The 7,129-nt window shown below is 43.1% G+C and carries 7 protein-coding genes; 5 read left to right on the forward strand and 2 right to left on the reverse strand.

What is annotated here, in order from left to right:
* The 4 genes from Q0J48_RS05920 to Q0J48_RS05935 all read left to right on the forward strand — a co-directional run.
* Window positions 1-315 (forward strand): HAD-IIB family hydrolase (locus Q0J48_RS05920; protein ID WP_296242480.1); only part of this gene is annotated, 315 nt, incomplete at its 5' end.
* An 18-nt stretch (window positions 316-333) separates the two neighbouring features.
* Entirely contained in the window at window positions 334-1,101 is a 768-nt protein-coding gene (locus Q0J48_RS05925; RefSeq protein WP_183374032.1) for an N-acetylmannosamine-6-phosphate 2-epimerase, read from the forward strand.
* Window positions 1,102-1,278: 177 nt separating this feature from the next.
* On the forward strand, window positions 1,279-1,902 hold the full coding sequence (gene fic / locus Q0J48_RS05930) for a protein adenylyltransferase Fic (protein WP_296242481.1): 624 nt from the start codon (window positions 1,279-1,281) through the stop codon (window positions 1,900-1,902).
* Window positions 1,903-1,987: 85 nt separating this feature from the next.
* Entirely contained in the window at window positions 1,988-3,085 is a 1,098-nt protein-coding gene (locus Q0J48_RS05935) for a glycerol dehydrogenase (protein WP_183374028.1), read from the forward strand.
* 13 nt (window positions 3,086-3,098) lie between these two features.
* On the opposite strand, the gene nrdG is transcribed toward Q0J48_RS05935, so the two are convergent.
* Both nrdG and nrdD read right to left on the reverse strand, forming a co-directional pair.
* Window positions 3,099-3,620, reverse strand: a complete 522-nt coding sequence (gene nrdG / locus Q0J48_RS05940) for an anaerobic ribonucleoside-triphosphate reductase activating protein (protein ID WP_296242482.1) — start codon at window positions 3,618-3,620, stop codon at window positions 3,099-3,101.
* A gap of 47 nt (window positions 3,621-3,667) precedes the next feature.
* Window positions 3,668-5,842 (reverse strand): anaerobic ribonucleoside-triphosphate reductase, encoded by a 2,175-nt coding sequence (nrdD, locus tag Q0J48_RS05945; RefSeq protein ID WP_296242483.1) that lies wholly within the window; start codon window positions 5,840-5,842, stop codon window positions 3,668-3,670.
* A gap of 688 nt (window positions 5,843-6,530) precedes the next feature.
* Between nrdD and Q0J48_RS05950 the strand changes: the two genes are divergently transcribed.
* The coding region (locus Q0J48_RS05950; RefSeq protein WP_296242485.1) for a carbon starvation CstA family protein at window positions 6,531-7,129 on the forward strand (599 nt) is incomplete at its 3' end.

The following is a 7,129-nucleotide window of genomic DNA, read 5'->3' on the forward strand; positions in this document are numbered from 1 at the left end:
GAGGAACACCGTCTTTTGGATGATACTAAAAATGTTCAAGTGGTTCGCTGGTGGCCATATGCTTGTGATTTGATCCCGGCCAACGGCGGGAAAGGCAAAGGCGTCGAAGAAGTTTTGAAGGCATACGGCTTTTCTAAAGAAGAAGCGATCTCTTTTGGTGATGGCGGCAATGACATTGATATGCTGCAGGCGACAGGACTCAGTGTGGCGATGGGAAATGCCTTGAATAGTGTAAAAGAAATCGCAACCTATACGACAAAAACCGTCGAAGAAAATGGTGTTGTCAGTGCTTTGAAACATTTTGATTTGATATAGAGAAACAGGAGCGAACGCATGAAGACACAAGATCCAAAGAAAAAAGCATTATTAGAGAGTTTAAAAGGAGGGTTGATCGTTTCTTGTCAGACCCAAAAAGATGAACCGATCTATACGCCGGATATGGTCGTAAAGATGGCCGAATGTGCCAAGTGGGCCGGTGCGGTTGGTTTGCGCATCAATTCTCCGGAACAGATCCGCCAAGTCAAAGAAGCAAACCTTGGCTTGCCGATCATCGGGTTGTACAAAGTATGGCACGATGATACCTGTGTTTTTATTACGCCGACCATGAAAGAAGTTGATGCGATCGTAGAAGCGGGAGCGGATATCATTGCTTTGGACTGCACTAATGAAACGACGCACGAAGGAACGCAAGCCTGGGATCTGATCAAGGAAGTGCGGAAAAAATATCCAGATCATTTGATCTTTGCGGATTGTGCCACAATTGAAGAAGCCAAAAGAGCATCGGATAACGGAGCGGAGATCGTGGCGCCGACGCTTTATGGATATACCCCCGCTACCGAAAACATCGAAGGGGCAAACTATCGCATGGTGGCCCAGATGTGTCGTGAGCTTGGCGATGAGGCGTGTGTGATCATGGAAGGTCATTTGTATACGCCGGAAGATGCGATGAAATGCATTTTCTTAGGTTGTCATGCGGTTGTTGTCGGTTCTGCCATTACTCGTCCGCATTATGTGGCCAAACGCTTTGTCGATTGCTTAAGCAAATATCAAGATGATTGGCGCAAAGTGGAAAAAGCCCATCATACGAATGAACTAAAATAGCGAAGAAAACATAGATTTGAAATCTTTTAAAATGATCTTCTCCTAGAGTAGAAGGCAAAACGTCCTTCAAACTATAGTGAGAAGATTTCTTTTTTGTATAATAGTTTCTAAGGAATGAAAAAATATAGGAATTAGAGATGGAAATGATCCGCTTTTTGTTTCGAAAGGGTGATGTGGATGACTTTAAAAAATAAATTAGGAATTACTAATTCTGTGCAATTGGCAAAAGCTGAAGAGAAAATCAGTAAAGAGAAGGCTGCCTTGCTTTTTGATACAAGATTAATAGATACGTTTGAAGTGGGGACCTTCAAAGGTCTTTCGGATATACATAGGTACTTATTCGAAGATATTTATGATTTTGCAGGGAAAATTCGAACAGAAAATATCGCAAAAGGAGCCTTTCGTTTTGCATCTGTGATGTATTTAGAGGAGGCTCTTGAAAAAATCAGTAACATGCCTCAATCTACATTTGAAGAAATTATTGAAAAATATGTGGAGATGAATGTGGCTCATCCATTTAGGGAGGGCAATGGAAGAAGCGCTAGAATATGGCTGGATGCTATTCTGAAGAAAGAGATCAATAAAGTTGTCGATTGGAGTAAAGCGAACAAGCAAGATTATCTTTTCGCTATGGAACGCAGCCCAGTTCGTGATACAGAAATAAAAGTTTTATTAAAACGTGCATTAACAGACAAAATAGATGATAGAGATGTCTATATGAAAGGGATAGATGTAAGTTACCATTATGAAGGGTATAATGTCTATCGTATTCGTGAGTTGACGGCAACACAAAAACGGTGAGGATGTTTCGCTTGATCAATAATTGACAAACAGGATGAGTTCCTATTCTTGTTTTGATAGAATGAAAGTAGGAGGTCATACAATTATGGCAAAAATCTTATTTAGTCCTGGAAAGTATATTCAAGGTCCAGGCGAAATCAAAAATCTAGGTTCCTATGCAGCTGCATTAGGAAAGAAGGCGTTGATCTTGATCAGTGCCGGCGGAAAGAAACGCAGCGGAGAGAACGTTCTTTCGGGATTTGAAAACGTTGACTGTACGGCAGAATTTGAGATCTTTCATGGCGAGTGTTCGTATAATGAGATCCACCGCATTGAAAAGATCGTAAAAGAAAAGGAATGCGATCTGGTGATCGGCATTGGGGGCGGAAAGATCTTTGATACCGCCAAAGCCGTGGCTTATTATCAAAAGACACCGGTGATCATCTGCCCGACGATTGCCAGCACCGATGCCCCTTGCAGTGCCTTGTCGGTGATTTATTCGGATGCCGGGGTCTTTGAAGAATATTTATTCTTACCAAGCAATCCGAATATCGTCTTATTGGATACCGAGATCATTGCCAAATCGCCGGTTCGCTTGACAATGGCCGGCATCGGGGATGCCCTGGCCACTTATTTTGAAGCGCGTGCCTGTGTAGAAAGTGAAGCGACGACTTGCGCCAATGGAAAAGCGACGAGTGCTGCCTTTGCCTTGGCGGAATTGTGCTTGAATACTTTGTTAGAGGAAGGATATAAAGCGAAGGTCGCTTTGGAAGCCGGCGCTTTGACACCCGCCGTGGAAAAGATCGTGGAAGCTAATACACTGCTTTCGGGGATCGGTTTTGAATCTTGCGGTCTTGCCGGTGCGCATGCGATCCATAATGGCTTGACAGTGCTGGAAGAATGTCATTCGATGTACCACGGAGAAAAGGTTGCCTTTGGTACGATCGTTCAACTGGTTTTGGAAAATGTTCCGATGGATGAATTAGAAGAGATCATTGAATTCTGCATCTCGGTGGATCTGCCGGTGACGTTGAAACAATTGGGCGTTAAGAAGATCACGGAAGAAAAGATCCGTAAAGTGGCCGAACTGGCTTGTGCCGAAAGCGATACCTTACATAATATGCCGTTTGAAGTTACTGTGGAATCCACTTATAACGCGATCTTGGCCGCTGATGCCTATGGTCATCGCTTTTTAGGAAAATAGTAAAAAAAGGAAGTTAATCCAAATAACGGATAACTTCCTTTTCTTGTAGACTTTTTTTCAGGTCGATCACTCTTTGATTCTCGCTGCCGCGAAAGGCCAGCGAGATGTTTTTCTTTTCCTGGATAAATGGGCCGTCCACCAAAACATCGATATAAGACAACATCTCATCCGTGACTTCACAGTGTCGTTTTCCGCCTTCCAATAAATCTTGATCCAAGATAAAGCCGGTATAACACCAAATGGTTTTTTGCGGGAAGTCCTTTTTGACCTTTCGCAACAAATGGATGAGTTCTTGCTGGTTATCAAATTCAAAAGGTTCGCCACCCAGCAAGGTCAAACCATGAATGAAATTCGGTCGCAAAGCTTCTAAGATCTCTTGTTCGGTTTGACTGGTATAAGGTTTCCCGTATTGAAAGTCCCAGGTTTCGGGCTGGAAACATCCGGGGCAATGGTTGGTACATCCGGAAACGAAGAGGGTGACGCGGACACCTTCTCCGTCAGCAATATCATATTTTTTTATATTTCCGTAATACATAGGCATTCCTTTCTATTGCGAAAAAAAGAGAGAAGTTCTCTCTTTTTTTATAGATGCAGTACGCGTTCTTTGATTTCCTGGGTACGCCCCTGGTTCCAAAACTGTGTTCCGATATATCCGCAAGTACGACGGGCAACGTTCATCTTTTCCTGATCGCGGTTTCCGCAGTTTGGACATTCCCAAACCAATTTGTGGTTTTCATCTTCAACGATCTGGATCTCTCCGCTGTAGCCGCAGACCTGGCAATAATCACTCTTTGTGTTCAATTCAGCATACATGATATTGTCATAGATATGTTCCATCAAAGCTAAGACAGCCGGAATGTTATTTTCCATGTTTGGAACTTCTACATAACTGATGGCACCACCTGGAGATAACTTCTGGAACTGGGATTCGAAAGTCAGTTTATCAAAAGCGTTGATCTCTTCGGTAACGTGAACATGATAGCTGTTTGTGATGTAGTTTTTATCAGTGACTTTCGGAATGATGCCGAAACGATCCTGAAGTTTCTTGGCGAATTTATAAGTCGTGGATTCCATCGGCGTTCCATAAAGAGAGAAGTCCATGTTGTTTTCTTTCTTCCATTTGGCGCAGGCATCGTTGAGATACTGCATGACTTTCAGACCGAAAGAAGTACCTGGTTCTTCAGTATGCGGAACCCCTGTCATATACTGTACACATTCGCATAGACCGGCATAGCCTAACGAGATCGTAGAATAACCGCCATAAAGCAGTTTGTCGATCGTTTCACCTTTTTCAAGACGAGCTAAAGCACCATCTTGCCAAAGGATCGGAGCAACATCGCTTGGAGTTCCTTTTAAACGGTTATGACGGCACATCAGGGCGCGATAACAAAGGTCAAGGCGTTCATCCATGATCTGCCAGAAGCGTTTTTCATCGCCTTTAGAAGAGCAGGCAACATCGACCAGGTTGATCGTAACGACACCTTGATTAAAGCGTCCGTAATATTTCGGCTTGCCGTTTTCATCCACATAAGGGGTCAAGAAAGAGCGGCATCCCATACATGGGTAACATTGGCCGTTTCCGTTTTGGTCCACTTTCAGCTTCAACATCATCTTTTCCGAGATGTAGTCAGGAACCATGCGTTTTGCGGTACATTTGGCTGCCAATTCTGTCAGGTAATAGTATTCGCTTCCTTTGCGGATGTTGTCTTCTTCCAAAACATAGATTAGTTTTGGGAAGGCTGGTGTGATCCATACGCCTTTTTCGTTTTTGACACCTTGCATACGCTGTTTCAGCACTTCTTCAATGATCAGTGCCAAGTCGTCACGTGTCTGACCTTCTGGCACTTCGTTCAAATACATGAAGACCGTGACGAACGAGGCCTGTCCGTTTGTAGTCATCAAAGTGATGACCTGATATTGGATCATCTGGACACCCTTTTCGATTTCGCGGCGCACACGCATCTCAGCGATCTGATTGATCTTGTTTTCGTCGACATCCATGTTCATGGCTTCGAATTCGTCTTTAACTTCACGGCGCGCTTTTTCACGGCTGACTTGCACGAAAGGAGCAAGGTGAGACAACGTGATGCTTTGTCCGCCGTACTGGCTGCTGGCAACTTGGGCGATGATCTGTGTCGCGATGTTGCAGGCCGTAGAGAAGCTGTGTGGTTTTTCGATCATCGTTTCCGAGATGACCGTTCCGTTTTGTAACATATCTTCCAGGTTGACCAGACAGCAGTTGTGCATGTGCTGCGCAAAGTAGTCAGAATCGTGGAAGTGGATCAAACCTTGTTCGTGCGCTTCGATAATGTCTTGAGGAAGCAGGAAACGTTTTGTGATATCTTTCGAAACTTCTCCGGCCATATAATCGCGCTGTACGCTGTTGACCAGAGGGTTTTTATTGGAGTTTTCCTGTTTTACTTCTTCGTTGTTTCGTTCCAATAAGCTCAAGATCTGCTGGTCGGTGGAGTTGGCTTTACGAACCAAAGCTCTTTCATAACGATAGGTGATATAGTTGTGGGCTACCGCAAAGTATTGTTCTTTCATAATGGCGGTTTCGACCATATCCTGGATCTCTTCCACGCTTGGGCTGCGGTTCATGGATTCGCATTGATCTTCTACGCTTTTAGAGATCTTTAAGATCGTAGCTTCGCTCATTTGGGAATGCGATGTGGCTTTGTTCGCTTTTCGGATCGCATTTTCGATTTTTTGGACGTCAAAAGTCACTTCTTCGCCGCTTCGTTTGATAACTTTCATATTGTACTTCTCCTATTCTTTATTGAAATAGTTGAACCTTCAACTATTTTTGTCGATGTACTTCTAAGTATACTTTGTTTCGATGAAAAAACAAGGGCCAGTTTGGACCAATTTTTCGGAAATCCCATAAATAAAGGAAGGTAATAAAAAAGAAATTTTTCACGTGTTAAAATGTGCAAATTGAATGCCTAAAAATGAATAATTTCTATCTAAAGTATAGGGGAGAGACTCCCAAATTGTCAGTTGATTTGACCGAAAGGGAGAGAGATTGAAATTTTTCAAAGCCAATGTAAAGCCAATGTATAATAATGAAAAATTTTCATGAAAAAGAATAAATTTATTTCAAAAAAGACTTGATTTTCATTTTCTTTAGAGATACTATTTATTCACATTCAATAAGCAATGAGCAAGATACGGTGCTTGTGTTACACCCCTGGAAGAGAGCGCTGGATGGTGGAAACAGTGCAGGAAGGAAATAAAGCATTATCCCTTGTGAGCTGGTTTTTTGAACGATCTTCTAGTAAAAAAATCCGTTTGTCCTGCGTTAAAGGAACTCATATTGTTGGATATGAGAAAGGGGCAGTTTGACAGCTGCAAACTAAGTGGTACCGCGAAGCAAAGTTTTCGTCTTAGTGACGGGAACTTTTTTTGTTTGTTGGATGAAGAGTAAGAGAGTGAGGAAGAGAGTATGAATGGATTAGCCTTATTAGGAATCACGATCGTGATTCTGGTGGCGGCTTATCTGACCTATGGCCGATATCTGGTCAAAACTTGGGGGATCGATGCGAAAGCAAAGACGCCGGCTGTGCGAAAAGACGACGGTACAGATTTTGTTCCGAGCAACAAATGGTCTGTCTTTGCTCATCAGTTTTCATCGATTGCCGGAGCTGGACCTGTAACCGGACCGGTTATGGCGTTGGTTTTCGGATGGTTGCCTGCTTTTTTATGGATTGTTGTAGGAGGGATTTTCTTTGGGGCTGTACAAGACTTCGGTTCCTTGTATGCTTCTGTTAAAAACGATGGAAAATCCATGGGACAAATCATTGAAGACTACATTGGGAAAACAGGAAGAAAATTATTCTTTATTTTTGCCTGGTTGTTCACACTGATCGTTATTGCTGCTTTTGCGGATATGGTTGCCGGCTCTTTCAACGGATTTAATGCCGAAGGACAGGCTTTGGCACCGAGTGCTTCGGCCGGATCGATCTCAATCTTATATGTTTTCGTAGCTATGGCCTTTGGTTATTTCTTAAAGAAAGTTAAATGGGAAGGCTGGAAAAAAGCGGT

Source organism: uncultured Faecalicoccus sp. (assembly GCF_944325745.1).
GTDB lineage: Bacteria > Bacillota_I > Bacilli_A > Erysipelotrichales > Erysipelotrichaceae > Faecalicoccus.

Bases quoted from the DNA above. Each gene is read 5' to 3' on its own strand.
- nrdG (WP_296242482.1), bottom strand. From the start codon at position 3,620: ATGTATTACGGAAATATAAAAAAATATGATATTGCTGACGGAGAAGGT.
- fic (WP_296242481.1), top strand. From the start codon at position 1,279: ATGACTTTAAAAAATAAATTAGGAATTACTAATTCTGTGCAATTGGCA.
- Q0J48_RS05925 (WP_183374032.1), top strand. From the start codon at position 334: ATGAAGACACAAGATCCAAAGAAAAAAGCATTATTAGAGAGTTTAAAA.
- nrdD (WP_296242483.1), bottom strand. From the start codon at position 5,842: ATGAAAGTTATCAAACGAAGCGGCGAAGAAGTGACTTTTGACGTCCAA.
- Q0J48_RS05935 (WP_183374028.1), top strand. From the start codon at position 1,988: ATGGCAAAAATCTTATTTAGTCCTGGAAAGTATATTCAAGGTCCAGGC.